The organism is Flavobacterium arabinosi (genome assembly GCF_048158725.1).
GTDB lineage: Bacteria > Bacteroidota > Bacteroidia > Flavobacteriales > Flavobacteriaceae > Flavobacterium > Flavobacterium arabinosi.
In genome coordinates, this window is sequence record NZ_JBLNKX010000005.1 from 57,177 (window position 1) to 81,939 (window position 24,763).

Genomic DNA, 24,763 nt, shown 5'->3' on the forward strand with positions numbered 1-24,763 from the left:
TGCTCTTTTTTACGTAAGTGTTTTTGTCTAATTGTAATTTATTAAACATGGGTCAGAAAAAATACGTTCAACTTTCTAGTACTTTGAAATTATTGTTTCTCCTGTTGTTTTTTACAAATACCTATTCGCAATATGTTTTTAGAAGCGATGCGATTCCTAACGAAATTTCCCTATATCAGTTTACCACAATTGCAGATGTTGGTCAAAGAAATTTGGATATAAAATTTATAAGCGAAAATTTTGATTTATTGAATCCTAAAAAGCTTAAAACCGAGAGTGATGATTTAGGCTTTACACAGAATAATTTTTGGTCAAAAACGGAACTGGAGAACCCTACAAATTTGGTTTTGGACTATTATTTGGAAACAGCCCGTCCTATAACGGATTTAATTGAGTTGTATGCTATTGATGGAGCTTCCGGAAAAATGACTAAAATGGTAAGTGGCGACAATATTCCCTTTTCCAAACGAAGTTTTGATAATAATCGAAAAACCATTTTTAAAATTAAGATCGCACCAAAATCCAACTTGAAATTGTTTTTGCATCTAAAGAGTGATGGTGAAGTAATAAAAATACCAATAAAGTTGTATTCATCTGAAAGTTTCATAAAGATGCTTTTAAAAGAACAATTGATATATGGCATTTTTTATGGCATTTTAGTTATTGTAGCGATTATTTACTTTTTTTTCTTTTTTGGTTTACGCGAAAAAACATTTTTGTACTATAGTTTATATGTTGTTTTTGTTGGTTTGTTGCAATTTTCTCTAGATGGTTTTTTCTTTCAGTTTGTTACGCCTAATGGCGGCTGGTTTTCAAATCATGCTGTATTATTTTTTGCAATAATTGCAGCTTTTTTATCGGGTAAATACAGTGAAGTATTTTTGAAAATAAAGCAACATAGTAAAATATTTTATATGCTGTTTAATGTTAGTTATACATTACTATTTGTTTTATTGTTTTTTGCAATTTTTCTTCCTTCTTCTTTGTTGTTTTGTTATATGATGGTCAATGTATTAGCATTAATATTTTTAATTTTGATTATTTGTTCCATTGGATATCTTTATTATAAAAAGAAGCCAATAGACTCTTTATTTACTATTGGAATTTTCTTTTTAATTCTAGGATTTGGAGTGTTTATTCTGAATAACTTTGGTCAGGTTCCCAATAATTTTTTAACTGAAAATAGTTCTAAATTGGGTACCGGTTTAGAGATTATTTTTCTTTCTCTTTCGATGTCAAATTTAATTCGGAATCTTAAAAATGAAAAAAATGAACTGAATCGTCTTGCTTTAGTTCGTTCGGAAGAAATGAATGATTTAAAATCTTATTTTTTATCAAATATTAGTCATGAATTGCGAACTCCGTTGAATGCCATTATGAATTTAATTGATTCTATTTCTAATGAAGTTCAGGATGAAAAAATCAAAAAAAATTGCCAAATTATAAAATATTCTTCGCATAGTTTATTGAGCTCTGTCAATGATATTTTAGATTTCTCTAAAATTGAAAAAGGAGAATTAAGGTTGGAAAATGAGCAGTTTGATCCGGTTCAGGTTTTGGAGCATTTGAAGAATAATGCAATCAATATAGCTAAAGATAAAGGTTTGGAATTTCAGTTTTCAAAATCAGATACTATTCCTGATTTTTTAATTGGAGATGTGACCCGATTGGTACAGGTGGTGAACAACGTATTGAATAATGCCATTAAATTTACAGCTACTGGTTTTGTTAAATTCACTATCAATTGCGAGTTGAAATCTAACAATAGAGCCAGTTTGATTTTGACTATTTCGGATTCAGGTATAGGAATTTCCAAAGATAAAATGGACCGTATTTTTGATTCTTTCTCTCAAAATAATATTGATAATAAGCGAAAATTTGGCGGACTTGGATTAGGACTTTACATCGTTAAGACTTTGGTCGATATGCAAAACGGAACTATTGTAATGGATAGTAAAATCAATGGAGGAACCACGTGTATTATTACAATTGATTTTGAGGTATCGACAGAACAGAAAAGGGTTGAAGCTCCTGCTAAAACTGTTATTGACGATTTGGAAGGGAAATCCATTTTAGTAGTTGAAGACAATCCGATCAATCAAATGGTGATAAAAATGATTACCAAGAAATGGTTAAATACGACCGTTGTTTATGCCAATAATGGTCAGGAAGCATTGGAAGCATTTAAAACCAATCAATTTGATATTGTTTTAATGGATCTCCAAATGCCAGTTATGGATGGTTATGAAGCAACGATTGCAATTAGAAATGGTGAAGCAGGAGCAGATAATAGCAACATTCCAATCATTGCAGTAACTGCCGATGTGATGGAAACCACAAAAGAGCGCGTTAAGGAAATAGGGATGAACGATTATTTATCCAAACCTATTAAGAAAGAAACTTTATATGAAGCGGTTAAAAAGTTAGTTTAACTAAAACGCAATCTAACATAAACGTGTTTGATTCCTTTTTTATCGGAATCTCTTTCATCGATTTCTAAAATATCAGTTAATGATTTTAGCATGGGAGTTAACTTAGCGAAACCATAATTTCTTGGGTCAAATTCCGGTTTTTTCTTCACGATGAGGTTTCCTACGTCTCCAAGAAAAGCCCAGCCACTGTCATCAGCGATGTCTTCGATGGTTGATTCGATTAATTCTATGGTTTGTACATCGACTTTGTTTAAGCTTTTTGGTGTTGCTTTTTTTGCATCTGAGGCAGTTCTTTTTGGTGATTTCTTTTTGATTGCTCCGTCTAAAACTTCAATATAAATAAATCTGTCGCAAGCAACAATAAATGAATTTGGTGTTTTTTGTTCTCCAATTCCAATGACTTTCATTCCGGATTCTCTCAATCGGATTGCTAAACGTGTAAAATCAGAATCGCTGGAAACGATACAAAAACCATCCACTTTATCCGAATACAACAGATCCATGGCGTCAATAATCATCGCTGAATCCGAAGAATTTTTACCCACCGTGTAACTGTATTGTTGAATAGGCGTAATAGCATGTTCCAATAAAACACTTTTCCAGCCTCCAGCATTCGGTTTGGTCCAATCGGCATAAATACGTTTGGTGGTTGGTGTGCCAAATTTGGCTATTTCCTCCATCATTCCTTTTACATTACTATACGGAACGTTGTCAGCATCAATGAGAACGGCTAATTTTAATTCTTTTGTATCTTCGGACATAAATTTCTAATGTTGAAATATTTATTCAAATATACAAAGTTTATTGATGTATACGCTTTTTAGCCCTGATCGAAACGGCATCCTTTTGTGCCGATTTTTCTTCGGCGCAAAAGATATAGTGTAGAGCAGGAAATAGCTCCTGATAGTCATCAAGATAAACCCTGAAAAATAAATTTGCTTTCAATACTTTTATAAAATTTAAATAATTATTTTTGCAACTTCTTAAAATTAAAATTATTACTTGATATATTATGGTAAAGGATTTATTCGAAAGGATTCAAAACAATAAAGGACCATTAGGAAAATGGGCTTCACAAGCAGAAGGCTATTTTGTTTTTCCTAAATTAGAAGGAGAATTGGGTCCAAGAATGAAGTTTGCGGGGAAAGATGTTTTGAACTGGAGCTTGAATGACTATTTAGGTCTTGCAAATCACCCTGAAGTTCGTAAAGCAGATGCAGATGCGGCTATCGAGTTTGGTGCAGCTGCCCCAATGGGTGCGCGTATGATGAGTGGCCACACTAAATATCACGAACAATTAGAGAATGAATTGGCTGCTTTTGTAATGAAAGAATCAGCTTATTTATTGAATTTTGGTTACCAAGGAATGGTGTCTATCATTGATGCTTTGGTTACCAGAAATGATGTGATTGTGTATGATGTAGATGCGCACGCTTGTATTATTGACGGTGTTCGTTTGCATAGCGGAAAACGTTTTACTTACAAGCACAACGACATCGAAAGTATGGAAAAAAACTTGGCGCGTGCTACAAAACTTGCAGAAACAACTGGTGGCGGTATTTTATTTATTACCGAAGGTGTTTTTGGAATGCGCGGGCAACAAGGAAAGCTGAAAGAGATTGTAGCAATGAAAGAAAAATACAATTTCCGTTTGCTAGTTGATGATGCACACGGTTTTGGAACATTAGGAAAAACAGGTGCTGGAGCAGGCGAGGAGCAAGGTGTTCAGGATGATATTGATGTTTACTTTTCGACTTTTGCAAAATCGATGGCTAATATTGGAGCTTTTGTGGCAGCTGATAAAGACATCATCGATTATTTAAAATACAACTTACGTTCTCAAATGTTTGCAAAAGCATTGCCAATGATTCAAACCATTGGTTCTTTGAAACGTTTGCAATTGTTGCGTGATAACCCAGAATTGAAAGACAAATTATGGGAAAATGTAAATGCTCTGCAAAATGGTTTGAGAAGTAAAGGATTTAATATTGGTGATACCAATACTTGTGTTACACCAGTTTATTTGGAAGGAAGTGTTCCAGAAGCGATGGTAATGGTGAATGACTTAAGAGAAAATTATGGTATTTTCTTGTCGATAGTAATTTATCCAGTTATACCAAAAGGAATGATTTTATTGCGTGTTATTCCTACTGCTCCTCATACATTGGATGATATAGCTCAAACACTTACTGCTTTTGAAGCTATCCGTGAAAAATTAGAAAACGGAACGTATAAAGAAATTGCATCACGAACTAAAGTTGATTTGGACGCTTAATTCAGTGTTGAAGTTTTATATTAAAATCCATCAGTTTTGACTGATGGATTTTTTTTGGAATGAATTTAGCTATGAATTCGTATATTTATAAAACTAAAATGGAAATTTATGAAAAAAGTAATTGTATTAGGAGTCGTTTTTATAAGCATTCTAGTTTCTTGTAAAAAAGAAAAGGAAGAAGCTCCGGCTGCATCAGAAAAAATAGTTTTTGAAGAACCTTTATCCGAAGAATGTTACCGCACAATTTTGAAAAAGGATACGATTTCAATGACTTTGAATATAAAAGGAGATCAATTGACTTCGGGGAAATTGAGTTATAATTTCTACGAGAAAGACAAAAGTTTTGGAACATTAGTTGGAATAATAAAAGGAGATACGCTTTTTGCGGATTATGCATTCATGTCAGAAGGTGTTGCTACCGTTCGTCAAGTTGCTTTCTTGAAAAAAGGGAATACGTATGTTGAAGGTTTTGGGGATGTTGTAGATGATAATAAAGGAAAAGTAACTTTTAAGGATGTTAAACAATTAAAGTTTGATGGGAATATAGTTTTGTCCAAAGTGGATTGTAAAATGTGATTTTGTTATAAAAAACAACCATCTATAACTAAAAAATCCATCGGCCTGCCGATGGATTTTTTAGTTATAATTTAATTGTTACAAATTCTTTAAAAAAGTACATCTGCGTTTATGAACTATAGGATCAAAATGTTTCCACAAATTGTGAATAGCAATATTGTTAGCTAATTCAGGAGTTCTAAAACAATTAATAATTCCCTTTTCTTTGAACGTTTCGTAGTATTCTTTAAAAATGATCGCTGTTACTGCTTTGTTTTGGTATTCCGGGAGAACACCAATAAGATAGAAAAGAACATCTTTGCTTTGTTTTCTTGCTTTCAATAAATGAAGAAATCCAAATGGAAATAATTTTCCTTTTGATTTTTGCAATGCTTCCGAAAATGAAGGCATTACAATGCTAAAAGCAACAATATTATGGTCTTTATCTTCCACAAATTTGATAAATTCCGGATTGATGAAACTGATATATTTTTTCTTGAAATATTCTTTTTGTGTGTCTGAAATGGCTACAAAAGAGGATAAAGAAGCATACGATTTATTGAATAAATCAAACATTTTATCAACGTGGGGCATTACTTCTTTGGTAGTCTTGAAATTAAGCGGACTTAATTGGTACCGTCTTTTTACCAAATCATTAGCTTTTTCAAAAAATTCTGGTTTTACGTTTGCAAAAGGAAATTTACTTTCTATGTATTCTTTCTCCTTAGCATAATCTAATTGCTCAAAATGAGTAGCATAATACGGATGATTGTACCACGTAATCATGGTTCCCATTTCATCAAAACCTTCCGTTAGAATACCTACTTTATCTAAATTTGAAAATCCCATAGGACCTTCAACGTGTTCTAAATTATTTTTTCGACCTAATTCATATACTTTTTCTAAAAGTGCTTTTGTTACTTCAATATCATCAATGACATCAAACCAACCAAAACGGACTTTCTTTTTTTGCTGATTATTCACTTCACTCCAATTGATTATCGCTGCGATTCGGCCTACAATTTCATTGTTTTTGTAAGCAATATAAAAATATGCTTCCGCATTTTCGAAAGAAGGATTTTTCGTCTTATCAAATGATTCCAGTTCATCTGCGATGATTGGTGGAACCCAGTTTTTATTGTTTTTGTATAATGAAAAAGGAAATTTTATATAATCTGTTAATTCACTTTTTGTTTTAGCTTCTTTTATTGTAATCATGGTACTTTTGGCTTGTAATTTCTATCCTTTTTTTGTTTTTTTGGCTCTTTTCTTAGCTTTTTTATCGGAATCGTTATTGTCTAAATTAATTCTGACTTCATTATAATTAGCATCATAGCGCCAGGAAAAACCCAATCCTCCATAAAGAACAGAAGGAGTATCTTTGAAATTAGTGCTTATTGAAGCATCAATTTGCATGTCTTTGTTTAATAAATAAGCAGCACCTCCACGAACAATTGCGTCACTATAAAAATCACTTTTAAAGCCTTGATTTTCTACGAAACCAGACCATTTATCATTGAATCCTTTAGTTAATGTCAATACATATCCATAACTTGGATAATCAGTTGTTACGTAATCGGCAATAATATTGGTAACAAAAACCCATGTTCCGTCGCCCAAATGGTTTTGTGTAATTAACATGATTTTTGGAGATATGATAGATTCAGGAGAAAAAGAATATGGATTATCCGCCATGGTAAAATTAGCTCCTGCAAATACGGAAACAGCAGGAATTAATTGATGCCAATTGAAAGCGCGATTGGCTTTCCAGCTGTAAACATCTATCTTTTTTTCGTAATTTTTAAATGGATCGTAAATTAGATATTTGGCTCCTAAAACGGTTTGCTTTAGCGCAGATCTATTAGAGTTATTGAATAACGTGGTGAATTTCTCGTTTTGGTACTGTAAATCAGCTATCAATTCTAATTTCTCCATGAACAATCCCCATCTTAATGTGGCATCAATCCCAAAACCATTAGCATCATAATTTAATAAATTATGTTTTTCTTTAATGCCATAAATGCCTGTTTCTATTTGGATTACTGATTTTCCAACTGCAAAAGCGGACATGGTTTCACCTGGTCTATTAGAGTTGATTTGATCCGTATGCTGTCCATAATGAATACATGGAATCATAAAAATAGCTGCAGCAAGTACGATTTTGAATTTGAACATATTATTTTTTTTGGGTTAAAAAGTAATAACGCTTTTCAAATGTACTATATTTTATTATTTATTTAAGAATGATATTTTAATTTTGAACGTTGGATTTATTAATTTTGAAAAAAAATATACGTTTATGCAAACTGCTTCATTTTCCGGTTTTATAAAAGCACTTTTTTATATGGTTGCTTTCTATTACATTTTTAAATTTTTGGCGAAGTTATTCTTGCCTTTATTAGTTAAAAAAGTAGTGGAGAAAGCAGGACAAAATTTTCAACAACAGCAACAAAATGCGCAGGATAATTCTTCGAATAAAACACAAAGTAAAGACGAAGTGATTTACAATTCTACGAATGCCAAAAATCCTCGTGAAACCAAAAAAGTAGGAGAATATGTTGATTACGAAGAAATAGATTAAATTTGCCGTAAAAAACGCAGCTCTCATACTTTAAACCAAACTTTCAAAAATTGAAAATAATAAATAAGTTCTATCCGCACGCGCTAGCCATACTCGGTTTTGTACTAATATCTCTAACCTATTTTTATCCTGTATTACAAGGAAAACAAATTTTCCAATCGGATATTGCTCAATATACGGGAATGGCCAAAGAGCAAAACGATTTTAGAGCCTCAGATCATGTGGAACCATATTGGACAAATTCAGCTTTTGGAGGAATGCCAACCTATCAATTAGGAGCGAAATATCCACACGATTATATTGGGATGATTGATGATGCTTTACGATTTTTACCGCGTCCCGCCGATTATTTATTTCTGTATTTTCTTGGTTTTTATGGGTTAATGTTGGTTTTGAAAATTGATCCTTTGAAAGCCTTTTTTGGCGCGCTGGCTTTTGGTTTTTCCACTTATTTGATCATTATACTTGGAGTTGGACATAATGCGAAAGCGCATGCTATTGCTTATATGCCGCTAGTTATTGCTGGTTTTATTTTAGTTTTTCGAAAAAAGTACATTTTAGGTGGCTTGCTGACAATGTTTGCCACGGCATTAGAAATTAATGCGAACCACTTCCAAATGACTTATTATTTATTGATTTTCTTATTGATACTTTCTGGTTATTTTATTTATCAGGCTGTGAAAGAAAAGGAATATAAATCACTTTTATATTCGTTTGGAGTTCTGGCGGTGGCCGGGATTTTTGCTTTAGGTGCTAATGCAACTAATCTATTGGCTACGGCCGAATATGCGGATTTTAGTACTCGAGGGAAGAGTGAATTAACCTTTAATCCTGACGGGTCAAAAATGACTAGTAATAGCGCCATGACTCGTGATTATATTACAGAATACAGTTACGGAATCGCCGAAAGTTTCAATCTTATTGCTCCAAGACTTTTTGGAGGTTCTAATAATGAAGCTTTGGGGACGGATAGTAAGATGTATGATTTTATGATTGGCAAAGGGGTGCAAGAGGCTCAAGCTAAAGATTTTGTTTCTGGAATGCCAACGTATTGGGGCGACCAGCCTATTGTTGCTGCGCCAGCTTATATTGGTGCTATCGTTTTCTTTTTAGGAATCTTGGCTTTGTTTGTTGATGAACGAAAAATTAAATATGTATTTCTTTCGGGAGCCATTGTGGCATTAATACTTTCTTGGGGTAAAAATTTACCGGCTTTGACTGATTTTTTTATTGATCATGTTCCAATGTACAATAAGTTTAGAGCGGTTTCTTCCATACAGGTAATTTTAGAATTATGTTTCCCAGTTTTAGCGATAATGGGTTTACAGTCCTTTTTTAAATTAGAAAAAGAGAATCCAAAGCTGCAGCAGAAAGCCTTATTAGAGGCCGGAACTTTTAGTTTGGGAGTGATTGTGATTTTGTTTTTGTGTAAAAGTTTGTTCAGCTTTTCTGGTGGGAATGATAGTTATTATCTGGAAAATTACGGGCCAGATTTTGTGAGTGCGCTCAAGGAAGACCGAATGAGTTTGTACAGTGCGGATTTATTGCGTTCTGGTTTCTTTATTTTACTTTCAGCAGGTGTTTTATGGTTATTTATAAAAAATAAATTGGCTCAAAATACAGCGATAATCTTGGTAGGACTTCTAATGATTTTCGACTTGTTTTTTGTCGATAAAAAATATGTTTCGGGTAAAGATTTTGTGAGCGGAAGAGAAGTAGAAGTGCCATTTCAGGAAACACCTGCGGATGCACAGATTCTAAAAGACACAACAAACTATAGAGTTTTTGAAGTAAGCGGTAATTTATCAAGCGCCAGAACTTCATATTTCCATAAATCTATTGGGGGTTATAATGCGGTCAAACCACGGAGAATGCAACAGTTATTTGATTACCAAATTGCCAAAAACAACATGGAAATCCTTAATATGTTGGATGTGAAATATGTAATTCAAACGGATAAAGAAGGAAAAGAATTTCCAACTCAAAATCCCAATACTAATGGAAATGCTTGGTTTGTGAGTCAGGTAAAAGTAGTCAATTCTGCTGACGAAGAAATGAACGCATTGGATAGTTTGGATTCTAAAAATGTGGCAATTGTAAATCAGAAAGAATTTGAAATTAAAAATAAGGCTTTTGCCAAAGACAGTTCGGCTACAATAATTTTGGATTCATACAAACCGAACCATTTAAAATACACGTCGAATAATGGGAATGATGGTTTAGCCGTTTTCTCTGAAATCTATTATGGAAAAGGCTGGAATGCTTATGTTGATGGCAAATTGACTCCTCATATAAGAGCCGATTATACACTACGAGCTCTTGTTATACCTGCGGGAAAACATACTATAGCATTCAAGTTTGAGCCACAAGTTATTAAAACAGGAAGTACAATTACACTCTTTAGCTCAATAGGAATGTTGTTGCTATTAATTGGAGGGATTTATTTTGTACAGAGAAGAAAACAAGTGAATAGAATTGAATAGCAATTACTCGAAATGTTTTTCTGAAATTGTACATTTGAATAAGAAATCTTTATATAAAAAGGAAAATAGATTGTCTCAAAAAGAAACTAAAATTTCTGATTTGCAAAAGTTGTACTCTGAAAGAATAGAAAGGTTTATGGCTTTGGTTGAAATTTCGTATGCCTTAAAAACTTCACCAAGAATTATTCAGAAAAAATAATGCTTCAAGAAAATTTAAATTAAACTTCTAAACCTTAAACTTGGAACCAAAGAAACTATTAATAATTACCTACTATTGGCCACCGGCTGGCGGACCTGGAGTTCAACGTTGGCTCAAGTTTGTAAAATATCTACCGGATTTTGGAATCCAACCCATTGTATATATTCCGGAGAATCCAACGTACCCAATTGTTGATAAAAATTTGGTAAAAGAAGTTTCGGACAAAGCAATTATTCTGAAACAAAAGATTTTTGAACCGTATCAGTTAGCTTCTTTTTTTTCGAAAAACAAAACAAAAAAAATCAGTTCGGGAATTATTCCCAATCAGAAAAAACAAAGCCTTCTCGATAAAACTTTTCTTTGGATTCGTGGCAATCTTTTTATTCCGGATGCACGTGTTTTTTGGGTAAAACCATCGGTTTCTTATTTAGAAAAATACATTCAAGAAAATAATATTGATACGATTGTTACTTCGGGACCGCCACACAGTTTGCATCTTATTGGATTAGAATTAAAACAAAAATTAAATCTAAAATGGTTTGCTGATTTCAGAGATCCGTGGACTACAATTGGATATCATAAATCCTTGCGATTATCGGATTATGCAGCCAAGAAACACAAAGATTTAGAACATCAGGTTTTGAATGCCGCTGATACAATTATTGTAACCAGTAAAACTACTAAAACCGAATTCCAAGCCATTACAAGTAAACCAATTGCCGTAATAACCAATGGTTACGATATTGAAAATGTTGAAAAACAAACATTGGACACGAATTTTAGCTTGGCTCACATTGGTTCTTTTCTGTCGGAAAGAAATCCTTTGATGCTATGGGAAAGCTTAATTGAATTACTAGATGAAATTCCGGATTTCAAATCACATTTAGAAATAAAATTAATTGGCGCAGTAAGTCAGGAAGTATTGGAAACCTTAACTCAATTTGGCTTAAATCCGTATTTGAATAATTTGGGCTATGTTTCCCATGCGGAAGCGATTGCCCATCAAAGAAAATCACAGGTTTTATTGCTTATCGAAATTGATTCCGAGGATACCAAAAGTATTATTCCGGGGAAATTATTCGAATATATGGTTTCTAACAGGCCCATTGTAGCGATTGGACCAAAAGGTTCTGATTTTGCCGAAATCATAATAGAAACGAATACAGGCGTGTTTTTTGATTATTCCGAGAAAGTGAAGCTAAAAAGTGTAATTTTGGACTTTTATAATCAGTTTTTGGTAGGAAAATTACAATCGAATGGAGTAGGTTTACGACGTTATTCCAGAAAAAACCTTACCAAAGAATTAGCACAATTGATTAATTCAGACACACAGAACCTCTAACTTCTAACCTCAATAATGGGAATAGTATTAAATCAGTCTTTAAAAAATACGATAATAACCTATATTGGTTTTGGAATTGGTGGTATAAATACCATTTATTTGTATCCTGTTTTTCTTGGAGCAACTTTTTATGGTTTGACTAATTACGTGACTTCTTGTGCGAATGTGATTATGCCATTGTTTGCCATTGGAATGCAAAATACATTGGTAAAATTTTATTCTCAATATAAAACCGAAGAAGAAAAATCTCGTTTTTTATCCTTTACTGTTTTATTTCCTTTTCTATTAATAGTTCCAATGTTATTAATTGGACTCTTCTTTTATGATCAGATTTTGTTCTTTTTATCCAAAAAGAATGCAATTGTCAAAAATTATATTTGGCTGATACCATTTATCGGATTGTGTATGGCATATTTCGAAATTTTTTATGCTTGGCTGCGCGTACACATGCATTCTGTTTTTGGAAATTTTATTAAGGAAGTAGGCTTGCGGTTGTTTTCGTTATTTCTATTAATTGGAGTTTATTATAATTGGCTTAGCGTTGAAGGGTTTGTATATGCGACAGCAGGATTGTATTTTTTGGCGTTTTTGGTAACTATGTTTTATGCATTTAGTATCCAAAAACCCACTTTTCAGTTTACAATTCCAGAAAACACAAAAGAAATATTGACGTACACTTTTTATATTATTTTGTCAGGAAGTGTTGCTAATTTACTTTTGGATGGGGATAAAATGATTCTTAATCAATATATGCATATCGAGAATATTGCCTTTTATTCTGTTGCGACTTATATTGCGTTAGTAATATCTGTTCCAAGTCGTGCGATGCATCAAATCGTTTATCCTATTACTGCAAGATTAATGCATGAAAACAAACATGATGAGTTAAATGATCTCTATAAAAAAACGTCGATTAATTTACAAGTTGTAGGCGGTTTGGTTATGTTGGGTATTTTTGTCAATATCAATCAGTTGTATGAAATGGTTCCGAAGGATTATAGCGGAGGTATTTTGGTTGTTTTTATGATTGGGATCTCTAAATATTTCGATTTGATTTTAGGGAATAATAACGCTATTATTTTTAATACAAAATATTATAAAACGGTTTTGTTTTTGGGTGTCGCATTGGTAATTTTAACCATAGTCCTGAATATGATTTTTATTCCTATTTATGGTATTATGGGTTCTGCTTTTGCCACTTTATTATCGATAACATTATATAGCCTTGCCAAATTGATTTTTGTGGTTAAGCGTTTGGATTTATATCCTTTTACAAGTCAAACATTGTATTCTATCGCAATTACGTTTGTGATATTCTTGCTGTTTTATTTCTGGCAGTTTCCTTTTCATCCGATAATCAGTATTGGATTAAAATCTGCTTTGGTGACCATTTTATATGTTTATATCAACTATAAATTTGCTATTTCTGCTGAAATAAACCAAGTTATGAATAATGTGTTGAAAAAGTTTAGAAAGTAGCTTTAGAATAATTTTCTCTGTTTCAAAAGGGAGTTGTAGCCAATTGCTAAAAACGTGTTATAACTTTTTTGTAATCTTTCCCACATTTCGAGTCTAATTTTATATAAAAAAAAACAGTGTTTAAGGACTCTTAGATTCAATTACTGCAATCAACTTTGGTATTAAAAATCGCTTAAATAATAAAGTTTTTTTAATCCTAATAACATTTTTTATAGCAATTGACTAAAAAATAGCAACTGTAGGTTTTTATTCAGTTTGTTGTATTTTTAGCTAACAAAGGATTCGTAATAGTGTGAATTATACAATATTTTTCAAGTATTATGTAATATTCAAAAGCGTTTTTAAAAATATATTTGCACTCTATTTAGAGTTTTAAACATAAAAATCAAATTGTAAAAATTATTAAAAAAATCACTAAAAGTGGGTATTGTGGAAACAAGGTATTGTCCTTATTTTTGCAAATGATATTTTTAGAGAAATATTTTTGAAAAAACACTAAATAGCTAAAGTAATTTACCCCAATAATTATGCAAAGCAACCAATACATAAACGAAGAAAGCCTACAGAAATTTTCTACTATTATAGCTAATAAAATTAGTAATGGATTTGTTATTACCGAAAGAAATGATGTACTGCCATTTGCGGTCTTATCAAAAGATGCAAAAGCAGTTGATCACGGTTTTAATTTTTTACTTTGTTGTGTTACGCTAGGATTATGGTCCATAGCTTGGATTTATTTGACGTACGTGTCTTCCAGAGAAAAAAAGATATTAGTTGCCATCGATGAGGATGGAAATACATTTGAAGAAAAATGCTATTCTGAATAGATTTTTTATAATTTATCCTTTAGGTATTTTCCAGTGATTGATTTTTTTATTTTCACTATTTCTTCAGGGGTTCCTACAGCTAATAATTTCCCGCCATTTTCCCCTCCTTCAGGGCCTAGATCAATAATCCAGTCAGCACATTTTATAAGATCAAGGTTGTGTTCGATTACAATTATCGAATGCCCTTTGTCTATCAAAGCATCAAATGAAGCCAATAGTTTCTTGATGTCATGAAAATGTAATCCTGTAGTAGGTTCATCAAAAACAAAAAGTGCTTTGTCTTTTGTGGCTCCTTTTACTAAAAACGAAGCAAGTTTTATACGTTGGGCTTCTCCACCTGAAAGAGTGGAAGATGATTGTCCCAATTGTACATATCCCAATCCAACATCTTGCAGCGGTTGAATCTTTTGAGTGATTTTAGCTTGCTTATGAGTGGTAAAAAATGCAATTGCATCATCAATAGTCATCGTAAGAATATCGTTTATATTTTTGCCTTCAAAGGCAACTTCTAAAACTTCTTTCTTAAATCGCTTTCCATTGCAGGTTTCACAAGGCAATTGCACATCAGCCATGAAAACCATTTCTACATTTATGGAACCTTCTCCTTTGCAGGTTTCGCATCTTCCGCCATCAACATTAAAAGAAAAATGTTTGGCTTGATATCCTCTTATTTTTGATAATTTTTCCTTAGCATACAATTCACGAATATCGTCATAAGCCTTAATGTAAGTCACCGGATTAGAACGAGAACTTCTTCCAATTGGGTTTTGATCTACGTATTCAATATGTTTGATTTGCGAAAATGAACCTGTCATTTCCGTAAATTGTCCTGCTTTTTCTCCTGCATTTTCCAGCTTTTTTTGCATGGCAGGAAACAAAATTTTCTTTACCAATGTACTTTTTCCGCTTCCGGAAACACCAGTAATAACGGTTAATACATCCAAAGGAAAAGTAACATCGATATTTTGCAGATTATTTTCTCTAGCTCCTATTATTACAATAAAATTCTTGAAAGATCTTCTTTTTTTAGGAACAGAAATTTCTAAATCACCGTTCAAATATTTTGCTGTAAGTGAAGTCGATTTCAGAATTTCATCATAAGTTCCTTGGGCGACTAAATTACCACCTAAAGTCCCAGCTTCCGGGCCAATATCGATAATCATATCGGCTGCTTTCATGATGTCCTCGTCGTGTTCGACTACAATAACAGTATTGCCTAAATCACGAAGCGACAGCAATACTTTTATTAATCGTTCTGTGTCTTTTGGGTGTAAACCAATGCTGGGTTCATCAAGTATATACATGGAACCCACTAAGCTGCTTCCCAATGAAGTTGCTAAATTGATTCTTTGTGATTCACCTCCGGAAAGTGTTGCTGAATTTCTATTTAAAGTAAGATAATCCAAACCAACTTCAGTTAAAAAGGATAAACGATTATTGATTTCTATCAATAATCGTTTTGCAATTTGCTTTTCATAAATATCTAAATCAATGCTTTCAAAAAAAGTAACCAAATGCTTAATAGGTAAGTCAACTAAATCAGAAACAGTTTTATCATTAATTTTAACGTAAGAAGCTTCTATTCGCAGGCGTTTTCCTTTACAGGAATAACATTTGGTTTTACCACGATAACGAGAAAGCATCACGCGGTTTTGAATCTTGTAATTTTTTTCTTCTAACTCTTTAAAGAAATCATTCAGGCCTTGAAAATAGTTGTTTCCATTCCAAATCAATTCTTTTTGATCCTCAGATAATTGATAAAAAGGTTTGTGGATTGGAAAGTCAAATTTGTAGGCGTTGTTTACCAATTGATCTCGAAACCAACTCATACTTTCACCTCTCCAAGGGAAAATAGCGTTTTCGAATACTGATAAAGTGGTGTTAGGAACTACTAATTCGGCATCAATTCCTATTATATTTCCGTAACCTTCACATACAGGACAAGCGCCATAAGGATTGTTGAAACTGAATAAATGTACATTTGGTTCCAAGAAAGTAATACCGTCCAATTCAAAATTATTAGAATAAGAAAATGTTTTATCCGAATTTAATTCTTGTAAATAACAAATTCCCTTTCCTTCAAAAAAAGCAGTTTGAACCGCATCAGCCAGTCGGTTGTAGAATTCTTCTTCTCCAGAAGTTTCGGGATTGACAACTATTCGATCAATAATGAGCTTTATGTCTTTATTGTCTAAGGAATGCTGGTCGATTTCGTCTAAACGAACCATTTCATTATTAACCAGAATTCTTGCAAATCCTTGTTGTAAAAGTACTTTTAGTTTGTCTTCCAGTTTTCGACCCTCTTCCAGATGAACAGGAGCAAGGAGTAACCATTTGCTCTCAATATCAAAATTTTTCACATCGGTAACCACATCGGTGACCGTGTTTTTTTTGACTTCTCGTCCTGAAATAGGAGAATAAGTTCTTCCAACTCGAGCAAATAATAATTTTATATAATCGTAAATTTCAGTTGAAGTTCCTACCGTAGAACGGGCATTTGTAGTATTTACTTTTTGTTCAATAGCAATTGCAGGAGCAATTCCTTTTATATATTCCACTTTTGGTTTGTCTAAACGTCCAAGAAATTGTCTTGCATATGAGGATAAGCTTTCTACATAGCGGCGTTGTCCTTCGGCATATAAAGTATCAAATGCAAGACTTGATTTTCCTGATCCGGAAAGTCCTGTGATAACAACTAATTTATTTCGAGGAATCGCAACATCTACATTTTTTAAGTTATGTACTTGTGCGCCTTTGATAATAATATTTTTCTTAGGATCTAATGTAGAAAGGTCAACTTGCATAAAAACAATTAATTTTTACAAAAGTAATCAATTTTCATTGGAGAAAAGAGGTTGAACAAATCACAAATTTTGGATTGTTAATGGAATGAAATCAGAAATACGGTTCTCCCAATTCTTTGTTATCATTAAATTTCTTGTTAAATTGTTTTTTTAGTTGTGCTTTTTTTATTCTTAAAGCATAATAGTTTAAAAATAATATTTTTTTAAACTATTATTGCGTAAATTTATACCACCCGAATGTAAAATCTTAGCCTAAATTTTAACATTTTTATTCCTCAGATGTTAATTTTTATTAATTTTATTTGTTTGTTAAAACAATTATTTGCTAAATTTGACCATTACAATAACCCTAATTATTCACTAGCCTATACTACAAAACTACTTTTTAGAGAAAACTCTCGATTTTAATTAAAAACTAAAAAGTATAACTATGGCTAGTACACAACTTCCAGACGCATTATTGGTTCAGGATTATGTTGCAGGTAATGAAGATGCCTTAGCATCATTAATCAAAAGACACGAATCAAAAATTTATGGGTTTATATATTCTAAAATCTCTGATAGAGATATTTCGAATGATATTTTTCAAGATACCTTTATTAAGGTAATAAGAACCTTAAAATCAAATTCTTATAATGAAGAAGGGAAGTTCTTACCATGGGTGATGAGAATCTCGCATAATCTTATTGTGGATCATTATCGAAAAACTAAAAAAATGCCCATGTTTAGAGAAACAGAGGAATTTTCTATTTTTTCAATAATGTCCGATGACTCTCTTACGATAGAAAACAAAATAATATCAGAACAAGTCGAAATGGATCTGAAAAAACTTATCGAAGAACTTCCAATAGATCAAAAAGAAGTTTTGGTGATGCGAATGTATCAGGATATGAGTTTTAAAGAAATTTCTGAAACAACTGGAGTCAGTATCAATACTGCTTTAGGTAGAATGCGTTATGCATTAATGAATTTAAGAAAAGTTATAGATAAGCATCAAATTGTTTTGACTAATTAACAATAAAACGAAACTTGCTCCGTTGTAATATAAAAACAAATTTATTACAATATGGCAAAAATTTACTCCAGAAAATCAAAAGTTACTAAGAGCATGAAGCCCGAGAAAGAAATCGTTTCTTTTTTATTGAATTATTCAAAAGCGTTAAGCATAATAAAAATAGAAGATAAAAGTTTCGAAATTATAGCTAATTAGAAAAGTCAATTTAAGTATTGGATGTTATTGTATTGAAAAAATTCAAGGTTCTATTTTTAGGGTTTGAATAACCGGATTCTACTAGTTTTATTTTAAAATTAGTAGAATCTCCTATTTAGAGGATTTCTTTTTATTGTAATATTCATCTAAAACTGATTTTTTTCCAATCGTTTTGGTGATAATATCTTTATCTAAATCCCAACCACGTGCGGGTGAATATTGCCGTCCATACCAAATGATTTGTAAGTGTAAATCATTCCATATTTCCTCCGGAAAAATACGTTTGGCATCCTTCTCTGTTTGAACAACATTTTTTCCATTGGTCAAATTCCAACGGTACATTAATCGATGTATGTGGGTGTCGACAGGAAAGGCTGGAACACCAAAAGCTTGAGACATCACTACGCTTGCAGTTTTATGCCCAACTGCCGGCAGTTCTTCTAAAAATTCAAAACTCTGAGGCACTTTTCCGCTATGTTTATCAATTAAAATATGAGATAAACCGTGAATACCTTTCGATTTCATTGGCGATAAGCCACAAGGTCGTATGATTTCCTTAATTTCTTCCACTGACATTTTTATCATATCATAGGGATTATCCGCTTTCGCAAAAAGCAAAGGCGTAATTTGATTCACGCGAACATCCGTACATTGTGCCGAAAGTAAAACTGCAACCAATAAAGTGTAAGGGTCTTTATGGTCTAGCGGAATAGGAATCGTAGGATATAATTCTTTTAACGTATTTATAACAAACGTTACACGTTCTTGTTTATTCATTATTCATTAAATTTGATTTGTAAAGAAAAACAATTTCAAACTCAATAGCAAAATTCAATTTCAATTCAAATAAATAAAATAAAAATATAAATAATGACAACATTAAAAAAAGGAGATAAAGCACCCAATTTTTCTGGTCTGGATCAAGACGGAAAAATGCATCAATTAACTGATTATAAAGGAAAAAAGCTAGTCGTTTTCTTTTATCCAAAAGCTAATACACCTGGATGCACTGCCGAAGCTTGTGATTTAAGAGATAATTTTGAGCGTTTCAAAGCCAATAATTATGAGCTTCTGGGTGTAAGCGCTGATCCACAGAAAGCTCAGGCTAAATTCAAAGAAAAATATGATTTTCCTTTTCCATTATTGGCTGATGAAGATAAATCAGTAATCGAGGCCTTTGGAGTTTGGGGGCCGAAGAAGTTTATGGGAAAAGAATATGACGGGATTCACAGAACTACTTTCGTGATAGATGAAAACGGAATTATAGATGAAGTGATCTCTGATGTAAAAACTAAAGCACATGCTGCTCAGATACTGAAATAATATTAAAAATAAACAAGAAGAAAGAGCCAAGAAATAAGACTATTGTAATGTCTTTTTCTTGGCTCTTTCTTCTTGACCTGTAAACGAACTATTAATTGCTTTCTTTCAATAGTTTACTTGGGTCATACCCAAAAAGGTGATGTTCTTTTATAATTTCAGCAATACCGGAAGGAAGCATAGTTTCCCAACCTGGTTTTCCTTGACTGATCATGTTGAGTACTTCACGAGAGAATACTTCCAGAATATTAGGATCATAATCTACAATATCAACAACTTTGCCATTGAATTTGAAGAATTTGTACAATTCTTTCATTCTAGGATGTACTTTCAAATTGTCCGAAGTGATAATTTCACCATTTTCTCCCATCATTGGATACAAAAAGACTTTCATGTCACGGTAAAATAATTTTCCAAAAGCTTCCAGAATTCCACCACTCAAATGACGGTAGTATTTTTCGTCAAAAATATCAACCAAATTATTTACACCCATTGCTAATCCCATTCGAGCTTTGGTATAATTGGCAAAATATTCCACCACTTTATAATATTCTTGAAAATTAGAAATCATTACCGTTTGTCCTAGTGAACAAAGTAATTCGGCACGATCCATAAAATCTCTTTCATCAATTTCCCCATCTGAACGTAAATTCGAAAGGGTAATTTCAAAAATAACAAGTGTATTTTCTACTTCTACTTTATTCTCATTCAGAAACATTTTTAATGATTTCTCATACATGTCCATGTTCACTTTTGTAACCGGACGAAAACTTCCTCTAAAGGCAAGAATGTTTTTTTTGTATAATATGGCCGCAGGAAGGATGTTCTTTCCATCGGGATTAAACATAACCGCATCAGTCATTCCATTTTTAACCAGCTGTAAACTCATCAAACGATTGTCCACCTCTGAAAAACGGGGTCCTGAGAAATTAATTGTGTCTATTTCTAGCTGATCTTTATCTAAATGATCGTATAAATAGCGTAACAGACGTTTAGGATCGTTGTATTTATAATAAGCGCCGTAAATTAAATTTACACCGAGGATGCCAAGTGTTTCCTGTTGCAATCGAACATCTGTTTCCTTAAAACGAATGTGAATGATGATTTCATTATAATCCTCATCGGGTTCAATTTGATAGCGAATACCTACCCAGCCATGTCCTTTAAATTGTTTGGCAAAATCGATGGTAGCTACTGTATTGGCATAGCTAAAAAACATTTTATTGGGATGTTTTTCCCTGCTCAATCGTTCTTCGATTAATTGCCCTTCAAAAGTGAGCATTTTTTTAAGTCGGCTTTCGGTAACGTAACGGCCGTCTTCTTCTATACCATACACGGCATCACTGAAATCTTTGTCATATGCTGACATCGCTTTTGCAATAGTACCGGAAGAACCACCTGATCTAAAAAAATGTCTTACAGTTTCTTGCCCAGCACCAATTTCTGCGAAAGTTCCGTAGATATTTTCATTCAAGTTAATACGAAGTGCTTTGTCTTTTACGGAAGGAATTTGCTCGATGACTTTGTCACCTTTTAATTTTATTTCAGTACCCATTTTATTTTAAATATGGCTAATATGTTACAAAGTTAATTAAATAGGTTTCTAATGAAAGATAATTAACCCTATTTTTGTAAAAAAATCTAATTGAATTGAAGGTATATTTTTTAGGCACTGGTACATCACAAGGTATTCCTATTATAGGAAGCAATCATCCCGTATGCAAAAGCACTGATTTTAAGGATAAAAGGCTTCGGGTTTCGGTTTTGATCTCTTGGGAAAACCATTCATTCGTAATCGATTGCGGACCTGATTTTAGACAACAGATGCTTTCTTCGAATTGCCAAAAAGTAGACGGAATCCTATTTACTCATGAGCATTCAGATCATACTGCCGGTTTAGATGATATTCGTCCGTTTAATTTTAAACAAGGTGAGATTCCAATTTATGCGCACCAAAGGGTAATTGACAATTTAAAAAAACGTTTCGATTATGTTTTTGAAACCGTAAATAGATATCCGGGAGCACCATGTGTAAAAACAATTGAAGTGGTCAATAATCAGCCATTTTCTATTGGCGATAAAACGGCTATTCCTATAGATGTAATGCATGCGGGTCTTCAGGTTTTTGGGTATAGAATAGATGATTTTGCCTATTTGACAGATGTGAAAACAATTGAAGAAAGCGAAATAGATAAGTTGAAAAATCTAAAAGTATTGGTGATAAACGCTTTGCGTGAAGAATCTCACATTGCGCATTTCAATTTGCAGGAAGCATTAGATTTTATAACTTTGGTTCAACCTAAAAAAGCCTATATTACTCACATCAGTCATATTCTTGGTTTTCATGAAGAAGTGCAAAAAAGACTTCCTGAGAACGTTTTTCTTGCGTATGATAATCTAGAAATTACAATTTAATCAGTCTTAAAATGAAAAAATCATTATTACTTTATGCTTTTATTCTTGCTTTATTATTTAATGTTTACACCTATATGTTCTTGAGCAAAGAAGTAACTTTTGAACAAGATAGATACAAAAAGGTAACCAAAAAGTTGAAAGATAGTTTGAATTCAGTTAAAAATAAATTAGTGGATGCCAACTATTTTTCTTTGGAAAAAAATGAAAATGCCCAAAATTATTTTGAATCTTCAAACTCAGGAAAGATAATTCAATATGAAAAATTAATTCCCTTTGTAACCGAGAAATTATTGGATTATAATTCAAATCCTAATGGAAATCCTTATGTAGGACAAGATAAAATTGGGGCTAATAAATTCATCATCAATAAAGTCAGAATTATAAATCATCGTTGGATTATTGCTGATTTTAGTGATGGCGAAATTTGGGGAGAAGTACTGTTGAAATACTTTGTCAATGATGACGACAGCATTACTTTTGAAGTGAATCAATCGTTATTGTATCAAAAATAAAGCTTTTTTTCAGTCGCAATATTAAGTATTCATTGCGACTGAAAACTAAAAATTAATTTTCAAGAAGCCAATTCTTGAAATCATAAAAATTTTGTGGCGCTACACCATGCCCTACTGGATATTCCTTATAGGTTGATTTTATGCCCAATTTATCCAAAAAGGGTTTTGTTTTTCTGGCCCATTCTACAGGAATTACCTGATCTGCAGTTCCGTGAGAATGAAATATTTTAAGTTTTGTAAGATCGTTCCGTAAGTAATTTTCTTCCAAAATAGGCTCACTTACATAACCACTCAATGCAACGACTCTTTGCACTTTATCAGGATGCGATAACGCTATTGCATAACTTAAAATCGAGCCCTGGCTGAAGCCAACCAAAGTAATGTTTTTAGAATCTATTGGATACGTTTGAATTAATTCGTCAATAAATTGAGCAATCAAATCTCTTGAAATTTTAGCTTGTTCGTGATCTGAAAATTTGTTTTCATCAGCATCAAAATTGATAGCATACCAAGCATAAGCGCCATATTGCATGTTATACGGAGCTCTTGCTGAAATGATGTAATATTCATCAGGAAGTTCGGTCGCAAATGAAAATAAGTCTTCTTCGTTGCTGCCGTAACCATGTAATAAAAGTAAAAGTGGATTTTTGTCTAATTTTATTTTAGGTTCTCTTATTTTATATTCTAAAGATAAATTCATTGATTATGATATGTTTTTAAGCCATTTTTGGAAATAAGTTCCTAATAAAGGAACCGGTTTTGTTTCGCCTTTTATTGCACTGGTAATACCATAGGACCATAAAACAAATACAAAAATCCACATAGGGGCGGAAATCATTAAGCTGTCAAAATTATTGACAATCAGTCCCAAGGATATAAAAGTTAAAGTAAGTCCTAATCCTTGACGGATGTGAAAGGAAGCAAAAGTATTTTTGTCTTCAGAATTCATTGACATCGCTATAAATACACCTATTCCTAAGATATAACTTGTAATGGCAGCAGTTTTTCCTGCTTCGGTAGTGTTATTCATGTTTTTTATTTTTTCTCACTTTGGGTCTTTGCGAGATTTTTATTTATGCTAAAATTAATTTTCCTTGATTCAGAATTCCGTGAACTTTTCCTTTGATTTCTGTTCCCAGAAAAGCGGAATTTTTTGATTTCGATAAAATAGATGATTTCGTAAAAATGCTTTTTGGTTGCGGATTGAATAGGGTAATGTTCGCTTTTGAACCTTCATTAATCGTTTGTATTTCGATACCAAACCTAGATTTTCCAGATGTCAATTTCTCTATGACGATTTCTAATGGCAACACCGTCATTAAAGCACCAAAAGCAGTTTCCAATCCAATTGTCCCATTTTTGGCACCATCAAATTCCATTTTTTTATGTTCAATGTCAATCGGATTATGGTCGGAAGTAATCATATCGATTGTTCCGTCTTTTATTCCTTTCAACAACGCTTTTCTATCGGTTTCGGTTCTCAATGGTGGTAAAACTTTATATCTTGTATCGAATTCTTCTAGTTTTTCATCGGTTAAAACTAAATTATGGACTGCTACACTACAGGTGACATTTAATCCATTCACTTTCGCTTCTTTGATTAATTGAACTGATTTTTTAGTTGAAATAGTTGGAATGTGTAATTTTCCTCCAGTGTATTCTAACAGAAATAAATTTCGTGCGATTTGTAATTCTTCGGCAAGATTTGGAATTCCTTTCAAACCTAATCGGGTAGAAACAATACCTTCATTGGCCACTCCGTTTCCTTTTATGTTGGAATCTTGAGCAAATGCAATAACTAATCCATCAAAATCCTGTACGTATTGTAAAGCTATTTTTAGCAAATTGGAATTATCAAGACTTTTATTATAATCCCCAAAAGCGATAGCACCCGCTTTTTTCATATCATACAATTCCGCCATGTCTTTTCCTTCACTTCCTTTTGTCAAAGCGCCTATGGGGGAAAGTTGTGTTGCAAATCCATGCGCTTTGTTTACCACAAAATTTACTTGAGATTGATTGTCAATAATAGGGAAGGAGTTGGGTTGTAATGCAATTGCGGTAAAACCACTTTTAGCAGCTACATCAAGTCCGTTTGAAATAGTTTCTCTGTCTTCAAAGCCAGGTTCTCCAAGCGAAACACTACTGTCAAACCAGCCTTGGGAAACATGTAAATTATCCAGTTTTACTTCGTCTGTTTTTTCTAAATTAGGAATAGAAGTTCCTATTTTTTTTATAAAACCATCAACAATTAAAATATCTACTGTCTTGTTATGAAAAGGACTTTTCGAATCGATAATTTTTGCTTCTCTGATGATTAATTTCATAT

Annotated in this window: 23 protein-coding genes; 14 read left to right on the forward strand and 9 right to left on the reverse strand. The window is 32.6% G+C overall.

Going from position 1 to position 24,763, the window contains the following annotated elements; genetic code table 11:
• The first annotated feature begins 47 nt into the window (after positions 1–47).
• Entirely contained in the window at positions 48–2,432 is a 2,385-nt protein-coding gene (locus ACM55K_RS11365) for a hybrid sensor histidine kinase/response regulator (RefSeq protein WP_416850343.1), read from the forward strand.
• Here ACM55K_RS11365 and ACM55K_RS11370 read toward each other — a convergent pair.
• A complete protein-coding gene (locus tag ACM55K_RS11370; protein ID WP_416843778.1) occupies positions 2,429–3,193 on the reverse strand; it encodes an NYN domain-containing protein in 765 nt (254 codons plus the stop codon). The two genes, ACM55K_RS11365 and ACM55K_RS11370, sit on opposite strands and share 4 nt — an antisense overlap.
• A gap of 251 nt (positions 3,194–3,444) precedes the next feature.
• On the opposite strand from ACM55K_RS11370, the gene ACM55K_RS11375 reads away from it, so the two are divergent.
• Complete coding sequence (locus ACM55K_RS11375) at positions 3,445–4,707, forward strand: aminotransferase class I/II-fold pyridoxal phosphate-dependent enzyme (RefSeq protein ID WP_416850344.1); 1,263 nt, start codon at positions 3,445–3,447, stop codon at positions 4,705–4,707.
• Positions 4,708–4,815: 108 nt separating this feature from the next.
• A complete protein-coding gene (locus tag ACM55K_RS11380) occupies positions 4,816–5,283 on the forward strand; it encodes a hypothetical protein (protein WP_416850346.1) in 468 nt (155 codons plus the stop codon).
• Positions 5,284–5,361: 78 nt separating this feature from the next.
• On the opposite strand, the gene ACM55K_RS11385 is transcribed toward ACM55K_RS11380, so the two are convergent.
• Complete coding sequence (locus ACM55K_RS11385) at positions 5,362–6,480, reverse strand: GTP cyclohydrolase (RefSeq protein WP_416850348.1); 1,119 nt, start codon at positions 6,478–6,480, stop codon at positions 5,362–5,364.
• Between the two features lie 21 nt (positions 6,481–6,501).
• On the reverse strand, positions 6,502–7,437 hold the full coding sequence (locus ACM55K_RS11390) for a transporter (protein ID WP_416850349.1): 936 nt from the start codon (positions 7,435–7,437) through the stop codon (positions 6,502–6,504).
• Between the two features lie 124 nt (positions 7,438–7,561).
• Between ACM55K_RS11390 and ACM55K_RS11395 the strand changes: the two genes are divergently transcribed.
• The 6 genes from ACM55K_RS11395 (at position 7,562) to ACM55K_RS11420 (ending at position 14,173) form a co-directional block, all read left to right on the forward strand.
• Positions 7,562–7,843, forward strand: a complete 282-nt coding sequence (locus tag ACM55K_RS11395; protein WP_416850350.1) for a DUF4834 family protein — start codon at positions 7,562–7,564, stop codon at positions 7,841–7,843.
• Between the two features lie 50 nt (positions 7,844–7,893).
• Positions 7,894–10,326 carry a YfhO family protein gene (locus ACM55K_RS11400; protein WP_416850351.1) on the forward strand — a complete coding sequence of 811 codons (2,433 nt, stop codon included), beginning with the start codon at positions 7,894–7,896 and terminating at the stop codon, positions 10,324–10,326.
• 70 nt (positions 10,327–10,396) lie between these two features.
• The gene (locus tag ACM55K_RS11405; protein ID WP_416850352.1) at positions 10,397–10,525 is read left to right on the forward strand and encodes a hypothetical protein; all 129 of its coding nucleotides are present in this window, start codon (positions 10,397–10,399) and stop codon (positions 10,523–10,525) included.
• Positions 10,526–10,565: 40 nt separating this feature from the next.
• On the forward strand, positions 10,566–11,867 hold the full coding sequence (locus tag ACM55K_RS11410) for a glycosyltransferase family 4 protein (protein ID WP_416850353.1): 1,302 nt from the start codon (positions 10,566–10,568) through the stop codon (positions 11,865–11,867).
• A 15-nt stretch (positions 11,868–11,882) separates the two neighbouring features.
• A complete protein-coding gene (locus ACM55K_RS11415) occupies positions 11,883–13,346 on the forward strand; it encodes a lipopolysaccharide biosynthesis protein (protein ID WP_416850354.1) in 1,464 nt (487 codons plus the stop codon).
• A 527-nt stretch (positions 13,347–13,873) separates the two neighbouring features.
• Complete coding sequence (locus ACM55K_RS11420; protein WP_416850355.1) at positions 13,874–14,173, forward strand: hypothetical protein; 300 nt, start codon at positions 13,874–13,876, stop codon at positions 14,171–14,173.
• Between the two features lie 5 nt (positions 14,174–14,178).
• On the opposite strand, the gene uvrA is transcribed toward ACM55K_RS11420, so the two are convergent.
• Positions 14,179–16,977 carry an excinuclease ABC subunit UvrA gene (gene uvrA / locus ACM55K_RS11425; RefSeq protein ID WP_416850356.1) on the reverse strand — a complete coding sequence of 933 codons (2,799 nt, stop codon included), beginning with the start codon at positions 16,975–16,977 and terminating at the stop codon, positions 14,179–14,181.
• Between the two features lie 430 nt (positions 16,978–17,407).
• Between uvrA and ACM55K_RS11430 the strand changes: the two genes are divergently transcribed.
• Together ACM55K_RS11430 and ACM55K_RS11435 are read left to right on the forward strand one after the other, a co-directional pair.
• Entirely contained in the window at positions 17,408–17,992 is a 585-nt protein-coding gene (locus ACM55K_RS11430) for an RNA polymerase sigma factor (RefSeq protein WP_416843791.1), read from the forward strand.
• Between the two features lie 51 nt (positions 17,993–18,043).
• Positions 18,044–18,187, forward strand: coding sequence for a hypothetical protein (locus ACM55K_RS11435; RefSeq protein WP_416850357.1), 144 nt, complete (start codon positions 18,044–18,046; stop codon positions 18,185–18,187).
• 111 nt (positions 18,188–18,298) lie between these two features.
• Here the strand turns inward: ACM55K_RS11435 and ACM55K_RS11440 are convergent, their stop codons facing one another.
• A complete protein-coding gene (locus tag ACM55K_RS11440; RefSeq protein ID WP_416850358.1) occupies positions 18,299–18,964 on the reverse strand; it encodes an endonuclease III domain-containing protein in 666 nt (221 codons plus the stop codon).
• Between the two features lie 93 nt (positions 18,965–19,057).
• Here ACM55K_RS11440 and bcp point away from each other — a divergent pair, with 93 nt between their 5' ends.
• Positions 19,058–19,510 (forward strand): thioredoxin-dependent thiol peroxidase, encoded by a 453-nt coding sequence (gene bcp / locus ACM55K_RS11445; protein WP_416850359.1) that lies wholly within the window; start codon positions 19,058–19,060, stop codon positions 19,508–19,510.
• 91 nt (positions 19,511–19,601) lie between these two features.
• Here bcp and ACM55K_RS11450 read toward each other — a convergent pair whose 3' ends face one another.
• A complete protein-coding gene (locus ACM55K_RS11450; protein ID WP_416850360.1) occupies positions 19,602–21,062 on the reverse strand; it encodes a TonB-dependent receptor in 1,461 nt (486 codons plus the stop codon).
• Positions 21,063–21,157: 95 nt separating this feature from the next.
• Between ACM55K_RS11450 and ACM55K_RS11455 the strand changes: the two genes are divergently transcribed.
• Positions 21,158–21,922, forward strand: coding sequence for an MBL fold metallo-hydrolase (locus ACM55K_RS11455; protein ID WP_416850361.1), 765 nt, complete (start codon positions 21,158–21,160; stop codon positions 21,920–21,922).
• A gap of 11 nt (positions 21,923–21,933) precedes the next feature.
• Positions 21,934–22,434, forward strand: a complete 501-nt coding sequence (locus ACM55K_RS11460; protein ID WP_416850362.1) for a hypothetical protein — start codon at positions 21,934–21,936, stop codon at positions 22,432–22,434.
• A gap of 52 nt (positions 22,435–22,486) precedes the next feature.
• On the opposite strand, the gene ACM55K_RS11465 is transcribed toward ACM55K_RS11460, so the two are convergent.
• The 3 genes from ACM55K_RS11465 to ACM55K_RS11475 are packed head-to-tail and all read right to left on the reverse strand — an operon-like array spanning position 22,487 to position 24,761.
• Positions 22,487–23,134: an alpha/beta hydrolase gene (locus ACM55K_RS11465; RefSeq protein WP_416850363.1), complete on the reverse strand. Its 648-nt coding sequence runs from the start codon at positions 23,132–23,134 to the stop codon at positions 22,487–22,489.
• A gap of 3 nt (positions 23,135–23,137) precedes the next feature.
• A complete protein-coding gene (locus ACM55K_RS11470) occupies positions 23,138–23,464 on the reverse strand; it encodes a hypothetical protein (protein WP_416850365.1) in 327 nt (108 codons plus the stop codon).
• Between the two features lie 43 nt (positions 23,465–23,507).
• Positions 23,508–24,761 carry a dihydroorotase gene (locus ACM55K_RS11475; protein WP_416850366.1) on the reverse strand — a complete coding sequence of 418 codons (1,254 nt, stop codon included), beginning with the start codon at positions 24,759–24,761 and terminating at the stop codon, positions 23,508–23,510.
• Between the last annotated feature and the right edge of the window lie 2 nt (positions 24,762–24,763).

Bases quoted from the DNA above. Each gene is read 5' to 3' on its own strand.
- ACM55K_RS11365 (WP_416850343.1), top strand. From the start codon at position 48: ATGGGTCAGAAAAAATACGTTCAACTTTCTAGTACTTTGAAATTATTG.
- ACM55K_RS11370 (WP_416843778.1), bottom strand. From the start codon at position 3,193: ATGTCCGAAGATACAAAAGAATTAAAATTAGCCGTTCTCATTGATGCT.
- ACM55K_RS11375 (WP_416850344.1), top strand. From the start codon at position 3,445: ATGGTAAAGGATTTATTCGAAAGGATTCAAAACAATAAAGGACCATTA.
- ACM55K_RS11380 (WP_416850346.1), top strand. From the start codon at position 4,816: ATGAAAAAAGTAATTGTATTAGGAGTCGTTTTTATAAGCATTCTAGTT.
- ACM55K_RS11385 (WP_416850348.1), bottom strand. From the start codon at position 6,480: ATGATTACAATAAAAGAAGCTAAAACAAAAAGTGAATTAACAGATTAT.
- ACM55K_RS11390 (WP_416850349.1), bottom strand. From the start codon at position 7,437: ATGTTCAAATTCAAAATCGTACTTGCTGCAGCTATTTTTATGATTCCA.
- ACM55K_RS11395 (WP_416850350.1), top strand. From the start codon at position 7,562: ATGCAAACTGCTTCATTTTCCGGTTTTATAAAAGCACTTTTTTATATG.
- ACM55K_RS11415 (WP_416850354.1), top strand. From the start codon at position 11,883: ATGGGAATAGTATTAAATCAGTCTTTAAAAAATACGATAATAACCTAT.
- ACM55K_RS11420 (WP_416850355.1), top strand. From the start codon at position 13,874: ATGCAAAGCAACCAATACATAAACGAAGAAAGCCTACAGAAATTTTCT.
- uvrA (WP_416850356.1), bottom strand. From the start codon at position 16,977: ATGCAAGTTGACCTTTCTACATTAGATCCTAAGAAAAATATTATTATC.
- ACM55K_RS11430 (WP_416843791.1), top strand. From the start codon at position 17,408: ATGGCTAGTACACAACTTCCAGACGCATTATTGGTTCAGGATTATGTT.
- ACM55K_RS11435 (WP_416850357.1), top strand. From the start codon at position 18,044: ATGGCAAAAATTTACTCCAGAAAATCAAAAGTTACTAAGAGCATGAAG.
- ACM55K_RS11440 (WP_416850358.1), bottom strand. From the start codon at position 18,964: ATGAATAAACAAGAACGTGTAACGTTTGTTATAAATACGTTAAAAGAA.
- bcp (WP_416850359.1), top strand. From the start codon at position 19,058: ATGACAACATTAAAAAAAGGAGATAAAGCACCCAATTTTTCTGGTCTG.
- ACM55K_RS11450 (WP_416850360.1), bottom strand. From the start codon at position 21,062: ATGGGTACTGAAATAAAATTAAAAGGTGACAAAGTCATCGAGCAAATT.
- ACM55K_RS11460 (WP_416850362.1), top strand. From the start codon at position 21,934: ATGAAAAAATCATTATTACTTTATGCTTTTATTCTTGCTTTATTATTT.
- ACM55K_RS11465 (WP_416850363.1), bottom strand. From the start codon at position 23,134: ATGAATTTATCTTTAGAATATAAAATAAGAGAACCTAAAATAAAATTA.
- ACM55K_RS11470 (WP_416850365.1), bottom strand. From the start codon at position 23,464: ATGAATAACACTACCGAAGCAGGAAAAACTGCTGCCATTACAAGTTAT.
- ACM55K_RS11475 (WP_416850366.1), bottom strand. From the start codon at position 24,761: ATGAAATTAATCATCAGAGAAGCAAAAATTATCGATTCGAAAAGTCCT.